Raw genomic sequence first — 21,072 nt, 5'->3', positions numbered from 1 at the left:
ATAAGCCATGTTTTTTCTTCTGCTGAAAGTAATGGTAGAATAGAAGGAAGGCATGGCTTTTTTAGTTGAAGGAGGCTAGTAGTAGTGACAAAGAAGCTAGTTTTAATTGATGGAAACAGTATTGCTTACAGAGCGTTTTTCGCTTTGCCGCTTTTAAATAATGATAAGGGGATTTATACGAATGCAATTTACGGCTTTACAAATATGCTGTTAAAAGTACTGGAGGAAGAAAAACCGACACATATTCTTGTTGCATTTGATGCAGGGAAAACAACGTTCCGGCATAAAACTTTTAAAGAATATAAAGGAACTCGGCAAAAAACCCCGCCTGAATTGTCGGAGCAGCTACCATTTATACGGGATTTGCTTGATGCCTACAAAATTACAACATATGAACTCGAAAATTATGAGGCTGATGATATTATTGGAACAGTTGCGAGACAAGCTGAGAAGCAAGATTTTGAAGTGAAAATTATTTCCGGAGATAAGGATTTAACACAGCTGGCAACTGAAAAAACGACCGTTTCCATCACGAAAAAAGGAATTACGGATGTTGAACCGCACACGCCTGAATCGATTCAAGAGAAGTATGGGCTAAGCCCGGCACAAATTATTGATTTGAAAGGATTGATGGGCGATCAATCAGATAATATCCCAGGTGTGCCCGGCGTTGGAGAGAAAACCGCGATTAAATTGCTGAAACAGTTTGAGACAGTCGAAAATATTTTAAATTCGATTGAAGAAGTAAATGGAAAAAAATTAAAGGAAAACTTACAAAACTATAAAGAGCAAGCATTAATGAGCAAACAGCTTGCGACAATTCATTGTGAAGCTCCTGTCGAAATAAAAATTCAAGACCTTGAGTATAAAGGCTATGACAAAGAAAAAGTAGTGAAAATTTTTAAGGAACTAGGCTTCCAATCGCTCCTAGACAAAATGGGAGAGCATGAGAATGAAGAAGCGGATGAAATGCCGACGATTAAGTTCGAAAAAGTTGAAAAGCTGTCAGACAAGGTTTTATCAGAGAAGGCAGCTCTTTTAGTGGAAATCATTGATGAAAATTATCATACTGGAGAAATCATCGGGTTTTCTATCGCAAACGAAAATGGATGTTTTTACATTCCAGCCGAAATTGCGCTACATTCAAAAGAGTTCATAGAATGGGTGAAGGACGAAACAAAGCGGAAAGTGGTGTATGATGCAAAAAAATCAATTGTGGCGCTGCGCTGGCGAAACATTGATTTAGCAGGTATTGAGTTTGATGTTCTCATTGCCTCATACATTTTAAACCCGTCTGAAACGATTGACGACATAGCCGAGCTTGCCAAGGCAAAAAATAAACATTTAGTTCAAAAGGATGAAGTGATTTACGGAAAAGGCGCTAAACGTCATATCCCTGATGAAGACATTTTAGGCGAACATCTTGCCAGAAAAGCGTTAGCCATTTATGAGCTGGAAGAATTATTAATACAAGAATTAGAAGAAAATGAACAATTTCATTTATTCAGCGAATTGGAGCTTCCGCTGTCAGCCATTTTATCTGACATGGAAACAACAGGAGTAAAGATAGACGTCAACCGTCTGAAAGAAATGGGAAAAGAGCTTGATGAACAGCTGAAGCAATTAGAAAAGGATATTCATCGTCTAGCTGGAGTGTCATTTAACATTAATTCTCCGAAGCAGCTTGGGCCGATTTTATTTGAAAAGCTCAATCTACCGGTTTTGAAAAAGACCAAAACGGGGTATTCGACCTCTGCGGACGTTTTAGAAAAATTGAGAGGACAGCACGAAATTGTGGAGAAAATTTTGCATTACCGGCAGCTCGGAAAGCTTCAATCGACGTATATTGAAGGGCTGCTGAAGGTTGTCCATCGTGATACGCATAAAATCCACACCCGATTTAATCAAGCATTAACGCAAACCGGAAGATTAAGCTCCACAGACCCGAATTTGCAAAACATTCCGATTCGCCTTGAGGAAGGCCGCAAAATTCGTCAAGCATTTATCCCTTCTGAAAAAGATTGGGTCATTTTTGCAGCGGACTATTCCCAGATTGAACTGCGAGTGCTTGCGCATATATCTGGAGATGAAAAATTGATTGAAGCGTTTCAACAAGATCTTGATATTCATACAAAAACGGCGATCGATGTGTTCCATGTTGAAGAAGATAAAGTGACCTCCAACATGAGAAGACAGGCAAAAGCAGTTAATTTCGGGATTGTTTACGGAATCAGCGATTACGGATTGTCGCAAAACTTAGGAATTACCCGAAAAGAAGCTGGTGAATTTATTAAAAAATATTTTGAAATTTATAAAGGCGTTAAAGAATATATGGATGGCATAATCCAAGAGGCGAAGCAAAAAGGCTATGTAACGACACTAATGCAGCGTCGGAGATATATTCCGGAAATTACGAGCAGAAATTTCAATATCAGAAGCTTCGCCGAGCGAACAGCCATGAATACTCCGATTCAAGGAAGTGCAGCGGATATTATCAAAAAAGCGATGATCGATATGGCGCAAGAAATTGAAAAACGAAATTTGCAAACGAGGCTGCTGCTTCAAGTTCATGACGAATTGGTGTTTGAAGCGCCAAAGGATGAAATTGAAATTTTAGAAAAGCTTGTTCCGGAAGTAATGGAAAATGCCATTCAGCTAAAAGTGCCGTTAAAGGTTGATTATTCTTACGGTTCTACGTGGTATGAAGCGAAATAATTTGAAAAAGGCGGAAAGGGAAGCTCCCCCGCCTTTTTCGAGTGGAGATAAGGGGTGAACATAATGCCTGAGCTTCCTGAAGTAGAAACGATTCGAAAAACATTAAGGGAGCTTGTCATAGGAAAAGTCATCGATGAAGTTATCGTATCATGGCCGAAAATCATCAAACGTCCCGAAGACGCAGAGCAGTTTTGCCGCGTTTTGAAAGGGGAAACAATCAATGAAATCGGAAGAAGAGGGAAATTTTTAAAATTTTATTTAGATCGATATGTTCTTGTATCACATTTACGAATGGAAGGAAGATATGGACTGTATCCAAAAATAAAGCCCATTGAACCTCACACACATGTCATTTTTCGCTTTCAAGATGAAACGGAATTAAGATATCGGGATGTTCGCAAATTTGGCACTATGCATCTGTATCAAAAGGGCGAGGAGGAGAAGCATCCTCCTTTGTCCCAGTTAGGGATGGAGCCTTTTTCGGAACAATTTACTGCTGAAAGACTTATGAGCAAGCTTCAGTCTACCTCTAGAAACATCAAGACGGTTTTGCTTGACCAAAAAATAGTGGCGGGATTAGGAAACATTTACGTTGATGAAGTATTGTTTCGATCAGGCATTCATCCGGAGCGGCTGGCAAAAGATTTGACAGCGGAAAAAGTGAAAATATTGCATCGGGAAATTATTCAAACGCTGAAGGAAGCAGTTGAAAAAGGAGGAAGTACTGTCCGATCCTACGTCAATTCACAAGGGCAAATCGGGATGTTTCAACTGGACTTATTTGTCTATGCAAGAGAAAAAGAACAATGTAAAATTTGCGGAAGCCCTATCCAAAAAATAAAAATTGGGGGAAGAGGCACACATTTTTGTTCATCTTGCCAAGTGTAGAAAGATTTATGCCACCTTCTGAAGCGAACACATTTTAGGCGGTTTTCATATTACTATGTTAGCAATAAAAGGAAAGAAGGGGCATTTGATAAAATGACGGAAATCGGATCGGTTTTAATATTGGCGTTGGCAGTCAGTCTTGATAGTTTTTCTGTTGGCTTAGCGTTCGGTTTGCGTAAAGTAAAAATTCCAATTAAATCGATTATCACTATTTCATGCTGTTCGGCGATTGTGTTGCTCGCTGCGATGATGGCCGGACAAATAGCTCAAAGTGTTCTTCCTCCCTATTTTACGGATAGGCTTGGCGGAGCTATTTTCATTTTGCTTGGCATGTTTGTGTTATATTCCTTTTTCCGCAACAATGAATCAGAGGATGAGAAAGATGAGGAAAAGAGTGAAAAAACGATTTTAAATATGGAATTAAAATCGTTAGGCATTGTCATTCATATATTGAAAAAGCCTGCTGCAGTTGATATGGATCGATCTGGCGAGATTACAGGCGTGGAAGCTTTGCTGCTTGGGATCGCTCTTTCGCTCGATTCATTCGGAGCAGGAATCGGTGCGGCTTTAGCAGGGTATGAACCTTTTTTAACAGCTATTTTCGTCACTTGTATGAGCACGATGTTTGTTTATATTGGAATGAAATCCGGCCGATTTGCTTCATCCTATTCGTTTTTTGAAAAGTTTTCATTTATCCCGGGTTTATTATTAATAATGATCGGTGTTTGGGCCATGTAAGGATAAAGGAGAATGATGATATGACAATGATTATTGGATTAACTGGAGGCATAGCAAGTGGAAAAAGCACTGTGTCTGAAATGCTTAAAAAAAGAGGCATTCCAGTTATTGACGCAGATCTAATTGCAAGAGAAGTGGTAGAAGTCGGCAAAAAAGCATATACAGAGATCGTAAATGCTTTCGGAAAGGAAATATTAAACGAAGACTTAACGATCAACCGAGCTCGATTAGGCTCCATTGTATTTCAAAACGAAGATAAGCGGGAGAAGCTAAACAGTATTGTACATCCTGAGGTCAGGCTGGAAATGAAAAGGCGACAGGAACAATTGATCTCAGAAGGTGCGAAAGCAGTAGTTCTTGATATTCCCCTTCTATTTGAAAGCAATTTGAAGCATTTAGTGGATAAAGTGATTGTTGTTTATACGGGAGAAAAAAATCAACTGGAACGATTAATGAAAAGGAATAATTTTTCGAAGAAAGAAGCTTTATCACGCATCAATGCACAAATGCCTTTGAAAGAAAAAGTAAAATTTGCCGATGCAGTGATCAACAATGATGGAACATTAGAAGAAACGGAACAGCAATTGGAAAACATTCTCATGAATTGGGGAATTGGTTAATCCGCTCGCAAATAGAGCGGTTTTTTTTATTTTTAGTATATATTTTTTTAAGAAACGATTAAAATAATTGTTTCGTTATTTTATAAATATGATATACTAATTAACAGAATAGGAGATAAAAAGTGTAACATAATGCCGGAAGGGGATATTCACATGAGTGCTAAGGTTGCCATTAACGGTTTCGGCCGAATTGGCCGAATGGTATTCAGAAAAGCAATTTTAGAAGGAGATTTGAATATCGTAGCAATCAATGCAAGCTATCCAGCAGAAACATTGGCTCATTTAATTAAATACGATACAAACCATGGGAAATTTGAAGGAGAAGTCATTCCAAAAGAAGATCATTTAATTGTAAATGGCCATAAAGTGCTTCTTTTGAACAATCGAAATCCTATTGAACTTCCCTGGAAAGATCTAGATGTGGACATAGTGATTGAAGCGACAGGAAAATTCAACTCCCGTGAAAAAGCGATGATGCATGTTGAGGCAGGGGCGAAGAAAGTTATTTTAACAGCACCTGGAAAAAATGAAGATGTAACGATTGTTATCGGTGTAAACGAAGAACAATATGATCCTGACAACCATGTCATTATTTCGAATGCTTCTTGCACAACAAACTGTCTAGCGCCTGTTGCAAAAGTTCTTGATGAACAGTTTGGCATTGAATATGGTTTAATGACTACTGTCCACGCATATACGAACGATCAAAGAAATATTGATAATCCGCATAAAGATTTAAGAAGAGCGCGAGCGTGCGCCCAATCAATCATTCCGACAACTACCGGTGCAGCAAAAGCGATCGGTTTAGTTTTACCGCAATTAAAAGGAAAATTGCACGGTCTTGCATTAAGAGTGCCTACACCAAACGTCTCCCTCGTAGACTTTGTTGTAGATCTAAAACGCGATGTGACCGTTGAAGAGGTAAATGAAGCGTTTATCCAAGCTTCTCAAGGAAAGCTGAAGGGGATATTAGATTTTTCTTCAGAACCGCTCGTATCAGTTGACTACAACACAAACCCGCACTCTGCTATTGTCGACGGTTTAACGACAATGGTTATGGGAACAAGAAAGGTAAAAGTGCTTGCATGGTATGATAATGAATGGGGCTACTCTTGCCGCGTTGTGGATTTAGCAAAACTTGTAGCAAGCAAATTGAATAAATTGGCCGCAGCTGTATAAAATGATGGGAGGGTTGATCTTTACAAAGATTGACCCTCTTCTTCTTTTTGTTTGGATACTTTTTTCAGCGCAAAATTTTTGACAAAGTATGTTGCAAAAACAAATCAAACCATATATACTATTTTTCGTGAACTTCTTAAACGCAAGGTAATGTGGCTACTTAAAGGGTTAGGACCTCTTTGGACTAACTTTCCCCCGTGGTAGTTAAACATACCAGAGTGCGAAGAATTCATAAAAATTTATAAAGGGGGATCCATGGCTATGGAAACAATGGGACGTCACGTTATCTCTGAGCTGTGGGGATGCGACTTTGATAAGTTGAATGACTTGGAATTTATTGAAAAAACGTTTGTAAATGCAGCATTAAAATCAGGTGCTGAAATCCGGGAGGTTGCGTTTCATAAGTTTGCGCCTCAAGGTGTAAGCGGAGTTGTGATCATTTCAGAGTCACACCTAACAATTCATAGTTTTCCAGAGCATGGATATGCTAGCATTGATGTGTACACTTGCGGTGATTTAAATCCAAATATTGCAGCGGATTACATTTCTGAAGCTTTAGGTGCTCAAACGCGCGAAAATATTGAAATTCCTCGCGGTATGGGTCCTGTTCAAATCAAACAGGGTCAAGCAAAAGCACTTTAAAGTGAAAACAGAATAAAATTTGAATGGAAATGCAAAGAGGTGTCAGCTTTTTACTGCACCTCTTTTTATATTATAATAAAGAATAATATTTCATATTGAATGGTATTTAGAGGCATCTTATTTGCGGCCTCAAAGGACCGAGTTATTCTACCCCCTGCAAAGCCGTTATGAAAAAGAGGCTTTGATGTTTTTAAAATCATTCATGGTAGTGATGCAAAAATAAAAAATCTTTTATTGGCATGGCTGCCATCACTGTTTGGCGGTTCGAACATCATTTGATTGGACCGGACTGACAGAAATCCATTTCATTCAGTCGAATTATCTATAACAAAAATACAAGAACTTGAAAGTTTCTTGTCTGATCCAATGCTATTTAATAAGATGTAGGTAGAGCTTTTTTGATTTAGTTAAAAAGATTGGAGCTGGTGATATGAAATGCCCTTCCTGCCACCATTTTGGAACACGTGTTTTAGATTCGCGTCCAGTCGATGAAGGGAGATCAATTCGGAGGCGAAGGGAATGTGAGGAATGTCAATATCGGTTCACAACGTTTGAAAAAGTGGAAGAAATTCCGCTCATCGTTGTGAAAAAGGAAGGAACACGAGAAGAGTTCAGCAGGGAAAAAGTTTTGCGCGGGATGATTAAAGCTTGTGAGAAAAGACCGGTTTCTTTAAAAAAATTGGAAGATGCTGCGCATGATATTGAAAAAGAACTAAGAAATCTAGGTACATCGGAAATATCAAGCGAAACGATCGGCGAAATGGTGATGGACAGACTAGCCGAAATTGATGAAGTCGCATACGTTCGATTTGCTTCTGTTTACAGGCAATTTAAAGATATAAATGTCTTTATTGAGGAATTGAAAGAACTGATCAAAAAAGAACGTTCATAAAAGAGCTGCGAGATTATGACATGCTATTTGGGAAGGTTTTGAAAAAATGATTGGACATCATCACTGGAAAGAGCTGCTGCCTGTTGATCGCTACGTTGTGAAATGTACGAGCAGTTTGATTCATGAATTTGACCGAAAAGTTCTTACATTACTGTACCAGCCCTTAATCGGGCCAAGAACGTTAAACTTATACATGACGCTTTGGAGCGAGCTTGAACAAAACCGTCTTTGGGGGACGGAATCGACCCACCATTTTTTAATGGCTGTTACTCAATCCCCATTAAATGAAATTTATCATGACCGTTTGAAATTAGAAGGAATAGGTCTTTTAAAAACATACCTTGTCGATGAAAGCGAACCGAAAAAATATATTTATGAACTTCAACGACCTCTTTCCCCCAAACAATTTTTTTATGATGGAATGTTGAACATATATTTATATAACAGAGTTGGAAAAACGGTGTACCAAAGATTGAAAAGCTATTTTTCCGATAAATCGGTTGATAGCAACGCCAAAGATGTGACAAGATCATTTCATGAAGTATACCAATCGATCCACCCATCTGAGCTTTCAGCCAATATTGCAATGGAACCTGAGGAAAACGATCAGGAGCTTTTTGATCATGCGCCTGGGAAACCGATTTCGATTCAAAACCAGTCCTTTGATTTTCAATTGTTTTATGCCGGTTTATCAGAGCATATTGTGCCCAAAAAAGCGATCACGCCTGCGGTTAAGGAAGCTGTTGAGAAATTAGCATATGTTTATGGAATTGATCCAATTGAAATGAAAAATCTGGTCATCCGTTCTTTGGATCATGATGAGCAAATTAATTTAGACGAGCTGCGAAAATGGGCGAGGGATTGGTATAAGCTGAATCACGGTAACCGTCTTCCAGAGCTTGTTGATAGGCTTCAGCCTTTGAATCAGCGGGTGAAAGACGAAGAAATTGAACAGTCAAAAGATAAGGAATTAATTCGACAGCTTGAATCCATCTCTCCAAGACAGTTTCTAAAAGATATTTCAGGCGGGATTGAACCGTCCGCAGCGGATTTGAAAATTATTGAAGATGTCATGTTTCAGCAAAAGCTGCTTCCCGGAGTTGTCAATGTTTTAATTTATTATGTCCTGCTAAAAACAAATATGAGATTGTCAAGAGCGTATGTTGAGAAAATTGCCAGCCACTGGGCTCGATTAGGAATTAAAACTGTGAAGGATGCAGTGGATGTGGCGAAAAAAGAACATAAGAAATATTTAACCTGGGCGGAAACAAAGGATAAGAAGACTGTCAGCAAAAAAATCGTTCGAAAAGAAAAACTCCCTTCATGGCTTTTGGAAAACGAAAATCAACAGGTAGAAAACATCGATCCGGAAGCGTTTGAAAAAGAAAAACAAAAGCTGCAGGAGCGGATTAAAAAATATAAAAATAAACAGAAGGACTAGGTGAAAGGAGGGAGGAAGATGGAATCCCTGCAAAATCATTTAAAACAATTCATGAACAGCAAAGGGTTTCGGGAAACGTATTTGAACTTGAAACAGCAAATAAAATCGGACAAAGATGTCAGGTTATTTTTAGAAAAGCATAAAAATCAAATCGATGAACATATGATTGACCGCAGCTTAGGCAAACTATATGAATTTGTAACGCAGAGCAAGTTTTGCCGTGAATGCCGAAATTTAGATGAGTGCAAAAATATTTTAAAAGGATATCACCCTACATTAATTATTGAAAGAAAAACAATCTACCTGAAATATGATAAATGCCCGAGAAAAGAAGCATATGATGCTCGAAAAAAACAAGAATCGCTCATTAAATGCATGTATGTACCAAAGGAAATCCTCAATGCACACCTTGAGGATATTGATTTAAACGAACCGAACCGTCTGAAGGCAGTGTCTCTCGTGCAAGATTTTGTTGAGCAATACGGTCAAAATGATCGGTTAAAAGGATTGTATTTATACGGTTCCTTCGGCGTGGGAAAGACATTTATTCTTGGAGCGATCGCGAATGAGCTGGCGGAAAAAGGCGTTCCTTCCATGCTTGTATATGTTCCGGAGTTTGTCAGGGAGTTAAAAAGCGCTCTTCAAGATCATTCACTGAATGAAAAGATTGATGCGGTTAAAAAAATTCCGGTATTAATGCTTGATGATATTGGTGCTGAATCGATGTCAAGCTGGATGAGAGACGACATTTTAGGCTCGATTCTCCAATTCCGCATGCTTGAAAATTTACCGACCTTTTTTACATCCAACTTTAATTTTAGCGAATTGGAACACCACCTGACTTATTCACAAAAAGGCGAAATAGAACAGCTAAAGGCAAAAAGAATTATGGAAAGGATTCGTTTTTTGGCCATTCCCGTGGAATTGAAAGGAAAAAATCGCAGACAAGAATAACCGCTGGACAGCAAACACTTCTAAATAATGCCATCCCCCCATATATATAGAAACAGGACTTGCTATATAAAGGGGGGGATCTTTTTTTGCTGGAAATAACTTTTCAAACGGAAAAAGAAGCTTCTTATCTGCATCAATTGCTTAATACAGAGAAGGAAAACTTTGATTTCCAAGCAGCCTTGCTGAACGGCACAGTATTAACATGTGAAACAGATGATTGGGAAACATTTATATCTGATGTGCTCGTACCATCATTTGTTGACTTTTTTCTAAATGTGAAAGAGCCCCGTCTCCTTCTTTTTATAATTGAAAAACAATTTTATTTTGAGGATGAAGATGAAAAACAGCAAATTTTACATATTGCTCAATCGATCTTGGAAGGAGAGCGGGCGGAAATTCCAATGATCAAACATTTTGAGCCGAGAGAAAACTTAATTATTTCTGCTTTAACGAATTTCCTTCGGCCAAACCAATCTTTTTCTATAGAATCATTTATTCAATTCCGCTTGTCTGATTATTTATCAAGACTTTCGGAATATGTCGGTCTCTCCATTGAAGAGTATAAAATGGAGCAGGAATACCAAAATTTTATTCAAAGCTTGCGGGAATATGTTCTCAATAAAAAACCGAAATTATCAACGATTCATATTTTGCATGATACTTCCTTTCAAGTGTTTAATGAAAAGTTCATCGAAATAAAAGAGCTGGAATTGAAAAAGTGGATTGATCGGGAATTTATTTATCGCCACCCGATGTATATTGATTCCCATTTGCTGGCCCCGCTTGTATCCATTGCTCCTTTAGAAATTTATATATACTCCGATCAACAGGAGGAAGCAATGATTCAAACGATCCAAAACATCTTTCAGGAACGGGTTCGATTTTTTTCAAGGGCTAGCTTTCAAAAACGATAAGTTTCTTTCAGTACTCCTTGATTTTTGGTGGCGAATCAGTCTATAATACGGTTGAAATCATTCATCACGAAAAGGTTATGATGAGGACACGGGAGTATTATCACAGTTCAAAGAGAGGGAAGGCACAGGCTGAAACCTTCCTAACTCGTGTAATGCTCTTACCACCTCTAAACTTCAGCTGTGAACGGCTTTTGCCAAGTAATAGCTGGCGGATTGTTCCGTTATCAAAATGAGCCGCGCAAAGTTTTGAGCGGGAACTAGGGTGGAACCACGGGTTTTACATACAACACTCGTCCCTTCTTTTAGGGACGGGTGTTTATTTTTGCAAGAAAAAACAAAGGAGGAAAGAAGATGAAAGAAGCCATTAAAATTACTTTTCCAGACGGTTCTGTAAAAGAATTTCCGTACGGAACAACAACGGAAGAAATCGCTGCATCCATCAGCCCTGGATTAAAGAAAAAAGCCATTGCAGGTAAAATAAATGGAAAGCTTATTGACTTAAAAACCCCGATTGAACAAGACGGCCAGATTGAAATTTTGACGCCTGATACAAAAGAAGCGTTAGAAATTTTACGACATAGTACAGCACATTTAATGGCGCAAGCGATTAAACGGCTTTACCCAAATGTAAAATTGGGAGTTGGGCCCGTCATTGAAAACGGTTTTTATTATGATATCGATATGGATGAAACGATCTCACACGAAGATTTGCCTAAAATCGAAAAAGAAATGAAAAAAATTGTCGGCGAAAATTTGCCGGTTATTCGTAAAGAAGTAAGCCGCGATGAAGCAAAAAAAATGTATGAGGAAATCGGCGACCATTTAAAGCTTGAGCTTATCGATGATATTCCGGAAGGCGAAATCATTTCCATATATGAGCAAGGAGAATTTTTCGATCTATGCCGAGGAGTCCACGTTCCTTCTACCGGAAAAATAAAGGAATTTAAATTGCTCAGCGTAGCCGGCGCCTACTGGCGTGGAGACAGCAAAAACAAAATGCTTCAACGCATATACGGTACAGCATTTTTTACAAAAGAAGAGCTTAAAGAACATCTCCGCATGCTTGAAGAAGCGAAAGAGCGGGATCATCGCAAGCTTGGAAAAGAATTAAACCTGTTTACCACTTCTCAAAAGGTTGGACAAGGCTTGCCGCTTTGGCTGCCAAAAGGTGCAACTATCCGCCGGATTATCGAACGCTATATTGTTGATAAAGAAATTAAACTCGGATACCAGCATGTATACACACCTGTTCTCGGCAGCGTCGATCTTTATAAAGCTTCCGGCCATTGGGACCATTATCAAGATGATATGTTTCCGCCAATGAAGATGGATAACGAAGAGCTTGTATTGCGTCCGATGAACTGCCCGCATCATATGATGATTTACAAAAATGAAATTCACAGCTATCGGGAATTGCCGATCCGCATTGCAGAACTTGGAACAATGCACAGATACGAAATGTCAGGGGCATTGACAGGGCTGCAGCGTGTTCGCGGGATGACGTTGAACGATGCGCATATTTTCGTGCGGCCGGATCAAATTAAAGACGAATTCATCCGAGTTGTCCGCCTTATTGAAGAGGTATACGAGGATTTTGGTATAAAAGATTATTCGTTCCGATTATCTTACCGCGATCCTGAGGATAAAGAAAAATATTATGATGATGATGAAATGTGGGAAAAGGCCCAGTCGATGCTGAAAGCCGCAATGGACGAACTCGGGCTGGATTATTATGAAGCGGAAGGTGAAGCGGCATTTTACGGACCGAAATTGGATGTACAAGTGCGGACGGCTTTAGGAAAAGATGAAACATTATCGACTGTTCAGCTAGATTTTCTCCTTCCGGAACGGCTTGATTTAACATATGTTGGCGAAGACGGCAAACATCATCGGCCAGTTGTTATTCACCGCGGAGTTGTTTCAACGATGGAACGGTTTGTTGCCTTCTTAATTGAGGAATATAAAGGCGCCTTCCCAACTTGGCTTGCACCTGTGCAAGTGAAAGTCATCCCTGTTTCGCCGGAAGTGCATCTTGATTATGCCAAAACAGTAGAACAGCGTCTTCAGCAAGAAGGCTTGCGCGTTGAAGTCGATATTCGGGATGAAAAAATCGGCTATAAAATTCGTGAGGCACAAATGCAAAAAATCCCGTACATGGTCGTTGTCGGTGATCAAGAAGCAGAAAATGAGACGGTCAATGTCAGAAAGTATGGAGAACAAAAATCAGAATCCATGCCGCTGGAGACATTTGCTGTATCTGTTGGAAAAGAAGGGAGAAAATAAGGAAATCGGCGTTTGCTGATTTCCTTTTTTTGAAACATAAGCGAGGGGTGTACGGATGGAAATAGTAGGAATTGATGCAGGGGGAAGTTTATTAAAAATTGCTTATGTTGAACATGGGCGATATCGGTATAAATGGTTTCCAATTGATGAAATGGATCAAGCTCTTTCTTGGATGAAGAGATTGAAGCCGGCTGCCCGCTATAGAATAACAGGAGGCAGAGCTGCAAAAGTAAAAGAAAAATTGACCGGAGCTGATGTGACCTTTATTCCAGAATTTGATTCAGTTTGTATAGGAACAAGAGAGCTTTTAGTAAAAGAAGGAAAGGAGCCAAAGAGCGATTTTTTAATCGTCAGCATCGGAACGGGAACATCTTTTTTCCTTATGAAGGGCGAGCGTTATGAGCGTCTGCTTGGTAGCGGTATCGGCGGCGGTGTTATTTCCGGTTTAAGCCGGCTCATTTTGCAGGAGAGCAATTTTTATCAAATCGTTGATTTGGCGAAAAAAGGTGATCGAAGCCATGTTGATTTGTTGGTAAAAGATTTGTATGGAGAAGAGGCTCCTCCAATTTTAGGAGATTTAACCGCTGCTAATTTTGGCAATCCGGATTTATCGAGAGCACGGAAAAAAGATGCTGCTGCAGCGTTATTTCAATTGATTGGTGAAACGATCGTTCTTTTGGCAAAGCAATGTGCCGAGCTTCATCAAGTGGACACGTGTGTCTATGTTGGAGCTGCAATTTCGCAAAACCCTCCATTACAACAAATCATCCAAAGCTTTGATTCCATGACAGGTCTGCAAAGCATATTTTTATCAAACGGTTCTTTTACCGGAGCATTGGGAGCTATTTTATATCAATAAAGTTTAAAACAATGGAGGAATTATTTTTCTTCAAGCTCAGAAATATTTACAACCGTACGTTCTTTAAACGGACCTCTTACATGAACGGTTGCTGTTTTTCCATCTTCATTTAGCTGATCAATCCAAACGGAAGCTCCGTTATAGAGAACTTCAATATCAGCCGGCGAGGATAAAATTTGTTTTACGCGGTTTGCATCCATTTCGATCACTCCAATAGTTATATGATATATTGATTATCATGTCCACTCCATTCCGATTTATGTATGTTCATTCAAATAGTCTCTTGCATTTTCTGTTTGAATAGTTTAAAATGGTATCGTTTTTGAAGAAATGTTGTTTTGACAAAGCTGCTTTGCCATGATAGAATATTATAGTCAAGGAGAACAAGCAGAAGCACCCGCTTCTCACCTGATTGACGCACATCGTTGCTGTTGACAGGTTTATACATTGGACAAAAAGTTCGTGTATTCAACGTGTGGGTGCAGTGTGCGTCTACGCGTTTTTTATTTGCATAAACGAATGTATAAGCTCTGTCAAGGCGAACGTGCACTTTGTTTATAAAATCTTGGAGGTGGCTCATTATTAGCAAAGACATGTTAGTAAACGAGGGCATCCGCGCTCGTGAAGTTCGACTGGTCGATCAAAACGGTAATCAATTAGGCATTAAATCACGGCAAGAAGCGCTTGATATTGCCGCAAATGCCAATTTGGATCTCGTTCTTGTTGCTCCGAATGCAAAACCGCCGGTTGCTCGCATCATGGATTACGGAAAATACCGCTTCGAGCAGCAAAAGAAAGAAAAAGAGGCGCGTAAAAAGCAGAAAGTTATTAATGTGAAGGAAGTCCGCCTAAGCCCAACAATTGAAGAGCATGACTTTAATACAAAGCTTCGCAATGCTCGGAAATTTTTGGAGAAGGGTGACAAGGTGAAAGCATCGATCCGCTTTAAAGGAAGAGCGATTACCCATAAAGAAATCGGCCAACGAGTTCTAGAAAGATTTTCTGAAGCATGCGCTGACATCAGTTCTGTTGAAACGAAGCCGAAAATGGATGGGCGCAGCATGTTTCTAGTGCTAGCACCGAAAAACGAAAAGAAATAGAAGGAGGATCCTTTTATGCCTAAAATGAAAACTCATCGCGGCTCTGCGAAAAGATTTAAAAAAACTGGGAACGGAAATTTGAAACGGTCTCATGCATTTACTAGTCATTTATTCGCTAACAAAACTCAAAAGCAAAAACGCAAACTTCGCAAACCAGCATTAGTAAGCAAAGGTGACTTTAAACGTATTCATCAAATGCTTGACAATATAAAATAATTTTTAACTTCGATTTTTTAGGAGGGAATGCATTATGGCACGTGTTAAAGGCGGTACAGTGACACGCAGACGCCGCAAAAAAATTATTAAGCTTGCAAAAGGTTATTACGGTTCGAAGCATCGTTTATATAAAGTTGCTAACCAGCAAGTAATGAAATCTTTAATGTATGCATACCGTGACCGTCGCCAAAGAAAACGCGATTTCCGTAAGCTTTGGATTACGAGAATCAATGCTGCTGCGCGCATTCACGGTCTTTCCTACAACCGGTTCATGCACGGTTTAAAGCTTGCTGGCATTGAAGTAAACAGAAAAATGCTTGCTGACTTAGCAGTAAATGATGAAAAAGGATTTGCACAACTCGCCGAAACAGCTAAAGCTGAATTAAATAAGTAATCGAAAAAGCAAGCCACCTATAAACGTACATTGCCCTTTGGGCTGGACATAATTGAACAGCACATTATTGATCCCCTTTAAGTAGACGTGTAAAAAATCTGCGCAATGACTCGCGGATGCTGCACTTCTATTTGGAGGGGATTTTTATATGGCTGAAAAGGTAAACGATTATGGCTTTACGTTTCTCGACAGTGAAAAAAGTCAAAAGTTCAAGGGTTTTTTAGGCCGATGCAAAAAATTTAGGTTCTATACTAAATGTTGGGATCAAGAATATCATCAAAATGAAAAAAGCATTTACGAAGCACTCTGTTTTATAATGAAAGTGATCAAACCCAATTAAAAAGGAGACTTCGAAAAATTATAATCAATTACCGAGCTGTTTTACAAAATTTCATAGAGGAAGAGAAAAGGTAATGGGATAAAAATAGAAATGGAAGCTAACAGCAGCTCCCGCAATGGGAACTGCCTTCAGAATGCTTATTTTCTTTTTAAATCAGAAATGTTGCATAGATTGATCAAAAAAGCGACACCATGATCGTCCAGTCATGGACCGCATAGTCTTTTAACGCTGTCAATTTTGAACGGGAATGTCAAGCTGCTCATTCTTTTTTACTGTCTTAAGATAGTGTCGGAAATTCCGATTCGTTCCGATTCAAAAACTCTTTAATTGGACTTTTCCAGTCGATTTTGGCGTAAGGATATGCTTCTTTTATTTTCGATTCTATAAATTGAAAATCTTCTTTTGTAAACCCCCTTAACTTATTTGGAGTAGATGTCCAAATAAAAACGGAGATAACTTCAAAAGAAGTTTCAGTCGTGCCTAAATATTTTTCCCCTTCAAATAAAACTCCTTTATGCGTTAACAAAAAATTTTTGTGGACATTTTCTTTATCATCAAGAAAGAAAAATTTTTTTTGCTCATGAGCCAATTCTAACTTTCGCTTCGGGTTCAATAAATATTTAATGAATGAATAAATTAGGAAAATAATCGCAGCAATTATGAAAAGACGAAGAAGGATGACAATCATTTACTTTAAACCTCCCCGAAGGTCATATTCATACATATACATTACGAAAAAGGAATTGAAGGGGTTTCATTAATGATCACATTTGCTATAATTTTTTTAGATATATTTTAGGGGTTGAGAAAATGGATTTTGAACAGTTATATAAAATGCAAAAAGAATTGGATGAAAAAATTGAAAAGAAACACGGTTTGGAGGAAGAAAGGCTGATCGAGAGAAAAGTTTTAGCCTTGCTTGTCGAAATTGGCGAATTGGCTAATGAAACGCGCTGCTTTAAATTTTGGAGCGTTAAGCCGCCTTCCGACAGAGAGGTTATTTTGGAAGAGTATGTAGACGGCCTTCATTTTTTATTGTCGATCGGCCATGAATTGTATATTGAAAAATTGCCGGAAATGAAAGCAAGAAAAATCGATAAAAGCCTGACCGATCTTTTTTTAAACGTTTATCAAAAAACGGCAAAATTCAGTGAATATTTGTCTGTCCAAGCGTATATCGATTTATTTAACGACTATGTTACACTCGGCTCTGCGCTGGGCTTTTCAGAGGAAGATATTATTTCAGCATACATGGCGAAAAATGAAGTCAATCATGCTAGACAAAATCAAGGATATTAACAATTCCGTTTGGAAAAAATGAAGAATATAAATTAAAGGAGGTTTCAGTGTGGAGAAATGGGATGAAACATTGAAAATGTTAAAAGATTTAACAGACGCGAAAGGCATCGCCGGCAATGAACGGGAAGTCAGAGAAGTAATGAGAGGGTACATAAAAGATTATGCGGATGATATCCAAACGGATGGACTCGGCAGTTTAATTGCCAAAAAAGAAGGAGAATCAGGCGGACCCAAAATTATGATCGCGGGCCATCTTGATGAGGTCGGCTTTATGGTTACGCAAATTGATGATAAAGGGTTCATTCGCTTTCAGCCTGTTGGTGGCTGGTGGAATCAAGTTATGCTCGCACAAAGAGTGACGATTGTCACCCAAAAAGGAGATGTGACCGGCATCATCGGTTCCAAGCCGCCGCATATTTTGCCGGCAGAAGCACGAAAAAAGCCTGTAGAGATCAAAGACATGTTTATTGATATTGGCGCCAGCAGCCGAGAAGAAGCGATGGAATTTGGTGTTCGTCCCGGCGACCAAATTGTGCCTTATTTTGAGTTCACCGTTATGAAAAATGATAAAATCCTTTTGGCGAAAGCTTGGGATAACCGCATCGGTTGTGCAATAGCGATCGAAGTTTTGAAAAAGCTGAAAGGGGTAAACCATCCGAACGTCGTTTACGGTGTAGGAACCGTTCAGGAGGAAGTAGGATTAAGAGGAGCCCGCACATCAGCCCATTATATTGAGCCTGATATTGCTTTCGGCGTAGACGTCGGAATAGCCGGCGACACTCCAGGCATTTCCGAAAAAGAAGCGATGGGAAAAATGGGGAAAGGTCCGCAAATTATTTTATATGATGCTTCTATGGTCTCCCATAAAGGGCTTCGCGATTTTGTCGTAGGGGTCGCTGAAGAATGCGGCATTCCATATCAGTATGATGCTATGCCGGGAGGCGGTACAGACTCCGGATCGATTCATTTAACAGGAAATGGTGTTCCAACGCTTTCCATTACGATTGCAACGCGCTACATTCATACACACGCTGCGATGATTCATCGCGAAGACTTTGAACATACGGTTCAATTATTGACAGAAGTCATTAAACGCCTCGACAAAAAAACGGTTGAAAACATTACATACAACTAAAAAGCAGGAGCTGGTTATTTCCCAGCTCCAGTCTCTTTTAATCCTTGTTCAAGTGTTTCAACCATTTCCTGCTGATCACGCTGACTTGAATGGTTCCAGATAATTTCAAATAACACGCCTAACCCTGGAAGCATTTTTTCTTCCTTGCTATTGATGGCATCAACGATCGTTTCTCTCAGCTCGTCTTTTGAATTTTGCGATATGTTGGCAATGACTGCATTGCGCAAATCAAAATTCATATCCTTCACCTCGTTTTTCTTCATTCTTCTTTATTTTTTCTTTTGTTTTCTATAATATGTATATGAAATGAACTATCAGTTGAAGGAGACACCATCATTGAAACGGATTGCGTCAACTAAAAATGAAAGAGTAAAAGAATGGAAAAAGCTGCAATCAAGAAAAAAACGGGAAGAGCGCAGGCTGTTTTTAATTGAAGGCTTGCATTTAATCGAGGAAGCTCTCAAATATAAATCAATTGTTCAAGAGTTAATTGTTTTAGAAGGAGCGAAGCTGCCAAATCATTTTTTCGAAGGTACTATTCCGACAACGATTGTTTCCAAAGAGGTGTTTTCGCTTCTGTCTGAAACGGATTCCCCGCAAGGTGTCATGGCTGTTTGTAAGCAGCTTAGGTGGGAAATCGATTTGAACGCCAAAAAATGGCTGTTAATAGATGCGGTTCAAGACCCAGGAAATCTCGGTACGATCATTCGTACTGCAGATGCGGCTGGAATGGATGTTGTGATTTTAGGTGAAGGGACGGTTGATTTGTACAATAGTAAAACGATCCGGGCGACACAAGGATCAATTTTTCATTTGCCTGTGGTCAATTCGTCATTAAAACAGATTATAAGCAAATTGAAGGAAGAGGAAATTCCTGTATTTGGAACTTCAACAAAAAATGCTGTTTTCTATAAAGAGATCCCTCCATCTGAAACATTTGCCCTCCTTGTAGGAAATGAGGGAAATGGGGTCTCAAAAGAGCTGCTGGATATGACGGATCAAAATTTACACATTCCGATTTATGGAAAAGCGGAGTCATTAAATGTTGCCGTTGCTTCAGCTATTTTCATGTACCATCTTCGCAAATAATGTTGCGCCTTTAATTTCTTTTTTTTATAATTAAAAGCAATTGAATAAAGGAATAACGATGACGGAGAAGAGTAGTTTGCAGGTCGCCATTTAGGGAGAAAATGCCGTAGACTGGAAGCATTTTTATGGTAGAGGCAAACGAATTCACCTCCAGAGTTGACGCCAGGACCATGCGGAAGCATGTAAAGGCGCTCCGGCTGTGCCGTTATGATAATGAAGTGAACAAAGATTCTTTCTTTGTTAATAAGGGTGGTACCGCGAAATTCAACTCGTCCCTTTTTTGGGATGGGTTTTTTTATTTATTTTAAAAAAAGGAGGAATTTACATGCAGGAAGAATTAACAAAGCTTCGCGATGAAGCGTTGCAAAAGGTACGGGAAGCAACGGATTTAAAACAATTGCAAAATATTCGCGTTCAATATCTTGGAAAAAAAGGACCGATTACCGAAGTTCTTCGCGGAATGGGAAAGCTTTCGAAAGAAGAACGGCCGAAAATAGGTGCGTTAGCAAATGAAATTCGGGAAGTGATTGCCGGGGAAATAACAAGTAAGCAAGAACAACTCGAAAAAGCAGAAATCGAGAAAAAATTACAGCAAGAAACGATTGACGTTACCCTTCCAGGTAGACCAGTTCGAACAGGAAACCATCATCCTCTCCAAGCGGTCATTGAAGAAATTGAAGATTTGTTTATCGGCATGGGATACACAGTAGAGGAAGGTCCAGAAGTTGAAACAGATTATTACAATTTTGAAGCGCTCAATTTGCCGAAAGGCCATCCGGCAAGGGATATGCAAGATTCCTTTTACATAACTGATGAAATTTTGCTGCGCACACACACATCTCCAGTTCAGGCGAGAACGCTAGAAAAATATAAAGGGAAAGGTCCTGTAAAAATCATTTGTCCAGGGAAAGTATACAGACGTGATACAGATGATGCAACGCACTCCCATCAATTTACGCAAATTGAAGGGCTCGTTGTGGATGAAAACATTCGCATGAGCGATTTAAAAGGAACGCTCGAAGTGTTTGCGAAAAAACTGTTCGGTGAAGACAGGCAAATTCGTCTGCGTCCGAGCTTTTTCCCGTTTACTGAACCGTCGGTGGAAGTCGATGTATCCTGTTTTAAATGCTCCATGAAAGGCTGTCATGTATGTAAAGGAACAGGCTGGATTGAAATTTTAGGAGCAGGGATGGTTCATCCAAACGTTTTGGAAATGGCGGGATTCGATTCGAAAAAATACCGTGGTTTTGCATTTGGAATGGGACCGGAACGGATTGCCATGTTGAAATATGGAATTGATGATATTCGTCATTTTTATACAAACGATGTGCGTTTTTTGAAACAGTTTAAACAAGCTTAAAAGGAGGTTTTCTC

At 39.2% G+C, this 21,072-nt stretch carries 22 protein-coding genes and 2 other annotated features; of the genes, 19 read left to right on the top strand and 3 right to left on the bottom strand.

Features of this window, described 5'->3' with window-relative positions; all coding sequences use genetic code 11:
* The first annotated feature begins 84 nt into the window (after positions 1 to 84).
* The 12 genes from polA (at position 85) to coaW (ending at position 14,125) form a co-directional block, all read left to right on the top strand.
* A complete protein-coding gene (polA, locus tag NSQ84_RS13445; protein ID WP_063387406.1) occupies positions 85 to 2,715 on the top strand; it encodes a DNA polymerase I in 2,631 nt (876 codons plus the stop codon).
* Positions 2,716 to 2,778: 63 nt separating this feature from the next.
* Positions 2,779 to 3,603 carry a DNA-formamidopyrimidine glycosylase gene (gene mutM / locus NSQ84_RS13440; RefSeq protein ID WP_063387407.1) on the top strand — a complete coding sequence of 275 codons (825 nt, stop codon included), beginning with the start codon at positions 2,779 to 2,781 and terminating at the stop codon, positions 3,601 to 3,603.
* A 93-nt stretch (positions 3,604 to 3,696) separates the two neighbouring features.
* Positions 3,697 to 4,341 carry a sporulation membrane protein YtaF gene (gene ytaF, locus NSQ84_RS13435; RefSeq protein WP_063387408.1) on the top strand — a complete coding sequence of 215 codons (645 nt, stop codon included), beginning with the start codon at positions 3,697 to 3,699 and terminating at the stop codon, positions 4,339 to 4,341.
* 20 nt (positions 4,342 to 4,361) lie between these two features.
* Positions 4,362 to 4,961, top strand: coding sequence for a dephospho-CoA kinase (gene coaE, locus NSQ84_RS13430; RefSeq protein WP_063387409.1), 600 nt, complete (start codon positions 4,362 to 4,364; stop codon positions 4,959 to 4,961).
* A gap of 153 nt (positions 4,962 to 5,114) precedes the next feature.
* Positions 5,115 to 6,140 (top strand): glyceraldehyde-3-phosphate dehydrogenase, encoded by a 1,026-nt coding sequence (locus tag NSQ84_RS13425; RefSeq protein WP_063387490.1) that lies wholly within the window; start codon positions 5,115 to 5,117, stop codon positions 6,138 to 6,140.
* A 261-nt stretch (positions 6,141 to 6,401) separates the two neighbouring features.
* A complete protein-coding gene (gene speD / locus NSQ84_RS13420) occupies positions 6,402 to 6,782 on the top strand; it encodes an adenosylmethionine decarboxylase (RefSeq protein WP_063387410.1) in 381 nt (126 codons plus the stop codon).
* Between the two features lie 430 nt (positions 6,783 to 7,212).
* Positions 7,213 to 7,674, top strand: a complete 462-nt coding sequence (nrdR, locus tag NSQ84_RS13415; protein WP_063387411.1) for a transcriptional regulator NrdR — start codon at positions 7,213 to 7,215, stop codon at positions 7,672 to 7,674.
* A gap of 46 nt (positions 7,675 to 7,720) precedes the next feature.
* Complete coding sequence (locus NSQ84_RS13410; RefSeq protein WP_063387412.1) at positions 7,721 to 9,115, top strand: replication initiation and membrane attachment family protein; 1,395 nt, start codon at positions 7,721 to 7,723, stop codon at positions 9,113 to 9,115.
* An 18-nt stretch (positions 9,116 to 9,133) separates the two neighbouring features.
* Positions 9,134 to 10,069 (top strand): primosomal protein DnaI, encoded by a 936-nt coding sequence (gene dnaI, locus NSQ84_RS13405; protein WP_339211977.1) that lies wholly within the window; start codon positions 9,134 to 9,136, stop codon positions 10,067 to 10,069.
* A gap of 86 nt (positions 10,070 to 10,155) precedes the next feature.
* Positions 10,156 to 10,983 (top strand): putative sporulation protein YtxC, encoded by an 828-nt coding sequence (ytxC, locus tag NSQ84_RS13400; protein WP_063387414.1) that lies wholly within the window; start codon positions 10,156 to 10,158, stop codon positions 10,981 to 10,983.
* A 351-nt stretch (positions 10,984 to 11,334) separates the two neighbouring features.
* Positions 11,335 to 13,266 (top strand): threonine--tRNA ligase, encoded by a 1,932-nt coding sequence (thrS, locus tag NSQ84_RS13395; protein WP_066247800.1) that lies wholly within the window; start codon positions 11,335 to 11,337, stop codon positions 13,264 to 13,266.
* Positions 13,267 to 13,321: 55 nt separating this feature from the next.
* Positions 13,322 to 14,125, top strand: a complete 804-nt coding sequence (coaW, locus tag NSQ84_RS13390; protein WP_144597650.1) for a type II pantothenate kinase — start codon at positions 13,322 to 13,324, stop codon at positions 14,123 to 14,125.
* A gap of 20 nt (positions 14,126 to 14,145) precedes the next feature.
* On the opposite strand, the gene NSQ84_RS13385 is transcribed toward coaW, so the two are convergent.
* Positions 14,146 to 14,325, bottom strand: a complete 180-nt coding sequence (locus NSQ84_RS13385) for an H-type small acid-soluble spore protein (RefSeq protein WP_094246321.1) — start codon at positions 14,323 to 14,325, stop codon at positions 14,146 to 14,148.
* 179 nt (positions 14,326 to 14,504) lie between these two features.
* Positions 14,505 to 14,635 (top strand) — a sequence feature (ribosomal protein L20 leader region).
* A gap of 68 nt (positions 14,636 to 14,703) precedes the next feature.
* Between NSQ84_RS13385 and infC the strand changes: the two genes are divergently transcribed.
* From infC to rplT, 3 genes are read left to right on the top strand one after another with little or no spacing between them, the layout of a single operon-like run.
* Complete coding sequence (gene infC, locus NSQ84_RS13380) at positions 14,704 to 15,225, top strand: translation initiation factor IF-3 (RefSeq protein ID WP_222422773.1); 522 nt, start codon at positions 14,704 to 14,706, stop codon at positions 15,223 to 15,225.
* 15 nt (positions 15,226 to 15,240) lie between these two features.
* A complete protein-coding gene (gene rpmI / locus NSQ84_RS13375; protein ID WP_063387419.1) occupies positions 15,241 to 15,441 on the top strand; it encodes a 50S ribosomal protein L35 in 201 nt (66 codons plus the stop codon).
* A 34-nt stretch (positions 15,442 to 15,475) separates the two neighbouring features.
* Entirely contained in the window at positions 15,476 to 15,835 is a 360-nt protein-coding gene (gene rplT / locus NSQ84_RS13370; RefSeq protein WP_063387420.1) for a 50S ribosomal protein L20, read from the top strand.
* A 617-nt stretch (positions 15,836 to 16,452) separates the two neighbouring features.
* Here the strand turns inward: rplT and NSQ84_RS13365 are convergent.
* Positions 16,453 to 16,863 (bottom strand): hypothetical protein, encoded by a 411-nt coding sequence (locus tag NSQ84_RS13365; protein WP_063387422.1) that lies wholly within the window; start codon positions 16,861 to 16,863, stop codon positions 16,453 to 16,455.
* 122 nt (positions 16,864 to 16,985) lie between these two features.
* Between NSQ84_RS13365 and NSQ84_RS13360 the strand changes: the two genes are divergently transcribed.
* Together NSQ84_RS13360 and NSQ84_RS13355 are read left to right on the top strand one after the other, a co-directional pair.
* Positions 16,986 to 17,474: a dUTP diphosphatase gene (locus NSQ84_RS13360; protein WP_063387423.1), complete on the top strand. Its 489-nt coding sequence runs from the start codon at positions 16,986 to 16,988 to the stop codon at positions 17,472 to 17,474.
* A 49-nt stretch (positions 17,475 to 17,523) separates the two neighbouring features.
* Positions 17,524 to 18,609 carry a M42 family metallopeptidase gene (locus tag NSQ84_RS13355; RefSeq protein ID WP_063387424.1) on the top strand — a complete coding sequence of 362 codons (1,086 nt, stop codon included), beginning with the start codon at positions 17,524 to 17,526 and terminating at the stop codon, positions 18,607 to 18,609.
* Positions 18,610 to 18,623: 14 nt separating this feature from the next.
* Here NSQ84_RS13355 and sspI read toward each other — a convergent pair whose 3' ends face one another.
* A complete protein-coding gene (gene sspI / locus NSQ84_RS13350; RefSeq protein ID WP_063387425.1) occupies positions 18,624 to 18,848 on the bottom strand; it encodes a small acid-soluble spore protein SspI in 225 nt (74 codons plus the stop codon).
* A gap of 97 nt (positions 18,849 to 18,945) precedes the next feature.
* On the opposite strand from sspI, the gene NSQ84_RS13345 reads away from it, so the two are divergent.
* Together NSQ84_RS13345 and pheS are read left to right on the top strand one after the other, a co-directional pair.
* Positions 18,946 to 19,698 (top strand): RNA methyltransferase, encoded by a 753-nt coding sequence (locus NSQ84_RS13345; protein ID WP_327873871.1) that lies wholly within the window; start codon positions 18,946 to 18,948, stop codon positions 19,696 to 19,698.
* A 49-nt stretch (positions 19,699 to 19,747) separates the two neighbouring features.
* Positions 19,748 to 19,978: a binding site (T-box leader), on the top strand.
* 45 nt (positions 19,979 to 20,023) lie between these two features.
* Positions 20,024 to 21,058 carry a phenylalanine--tRNA ligase subunit alpha gene (gene pheS / locus NSQ84_RS13340; protein ID WP_063387428.1) on the top strand — a complete coding sequence of 345 codons (1,035 nt, stop codon included), beginning with the start codon at positions 20,024 to 20,026 and terminating at the stop codon, positions 21,056 to 21,058.
* The last annotated feature ends 14 nt before the right edge of the window (positions 21,059 to 21,072 follow it).

The organism is Aeribacillus sp. FSL K6-3256, assembly GCF_037965805.1.
GTDB lineage: Bacteria > Bacillota > Bacilli > Bacillales > Aeribacillaceae > Aeribacillus > Aeribacillus composti.
The sequence above is the reverse complement of the archived record's forward strand: the minus strand, read 5'-3'. Positions and strand labels throughout refer to the sequence as shown.

Bases quoted from the DNA above. Each gene is read 5' to 3' on its own strand.
- mutM (WP_063387407.1), top strand. From the start codon at position 2,779: ATGCCTGAGCTTCCTGAAGTAGAAACGATTCGAAAAACATTAAGGGAG.
- ytaF (WP_063387408.1), top strand. From the start codon at position 3,697: ATGACGGAAATCGGATCGGTTTTAATATTGGCGTTGGCAGTCAGTCTT.
- coaE (WP_063387409.1), top strand. From the start codon at position 4,362: ATGACAATGATTATTGGATTAACTGGAGGCATAGCAAGTGGAAAAAGC.
- NSQ84_RS13425 (WP_063387490.1), top strand. From the start codon at position 5,115: ATGAGTGCTAAGGTTGCCATTAACGGTTTCGGCCGAATTGGCCGAATG.
- speD (WP_063387410.1), top strand. From the start codon at position 6,402: ATGGAAACAATGGGACGTCACGTTATCTCTGAGCTGTGGGGATGCGAC.
- nrdR (WP_063387411.1), top strand. From the start codon at position 7,213: ATGAAATGCCCTTCCTGCCACCATTTTGGAACACGTGTTTTAGATTCG.
- NSQ84_RS13410 (WP_063387412.1), top strand. From the start codon at position 7,721: ATGATTGGACATCATCACTGGAAAGAGCTGCTGCCTGTTGATCGCTAC.
- dnaI (WP_339211977.1), top strand. From the start codon at position 9,134: ATGGAATCCCTGCAAAATCATTTAAAACAATTCATGAACAGCAAAGGG.
- thrS (WP_066247800.1), top strand. From the start codon at position 11,335: ATGAAAGAAGCCATTAAAATTACTTTTCCAGACGGTTCTGTAAAAGAA.
- coaW (WP_144597650.1), top strand. From the start codon at position 13,322: ATGGAAATAGTAGGAATTGATGCAGGGGGAAGTTTATTAAAAATTGCT.
- NSQ84_RS13385 (WP_094246321.1), bottom strand. From the start codon at position 14,325: ATGGATGCAAACCGCGTAAAACAAATTTTATCCTCGCCGGCTGATATT.
- rpmI (WP_063387419.1), top strand. From the start codon at position 15,241: ATGCCTAAAATGAAAACTCATCGCGGCTCTGCGAAAAGATTTAAAAAA.
- rplT (WP_063387420.1), top strand. From the start codon at position 15,476: ATGGCACGTGTTAAAGGCGGTACAGTGACACGCAGACGCCGCAAAAAA.
- NSQ84_RS13365 (WP_063387422.1), bottom strand. From the start codon at position 16,863: ATGATTGTCATCCTTCTTCGTCTTTTCATAATTGCTGCGATTATTTTC.
- NSQ84_RS13360 (WP_063387423.1), top strand. From the start codon at position 16,986: ATGGATTTTGAACAGTTATATAAAATGCAAAAAGAATTGGATGAAAAA.
- sspI (WP_063387425.1), bottom strand. From the start codon at position 18,848: ATGAATTTTGATTTGCGCAATGCAGTCATTGCCAACATATCGCAAAAT.
- pheS (WP_063387428.1), top strand. From the start codon at position 20,024: ATGCAGGAAGAATTAACAAAGCTTCGCGATGAAGCGTTGCAAAAGGTA.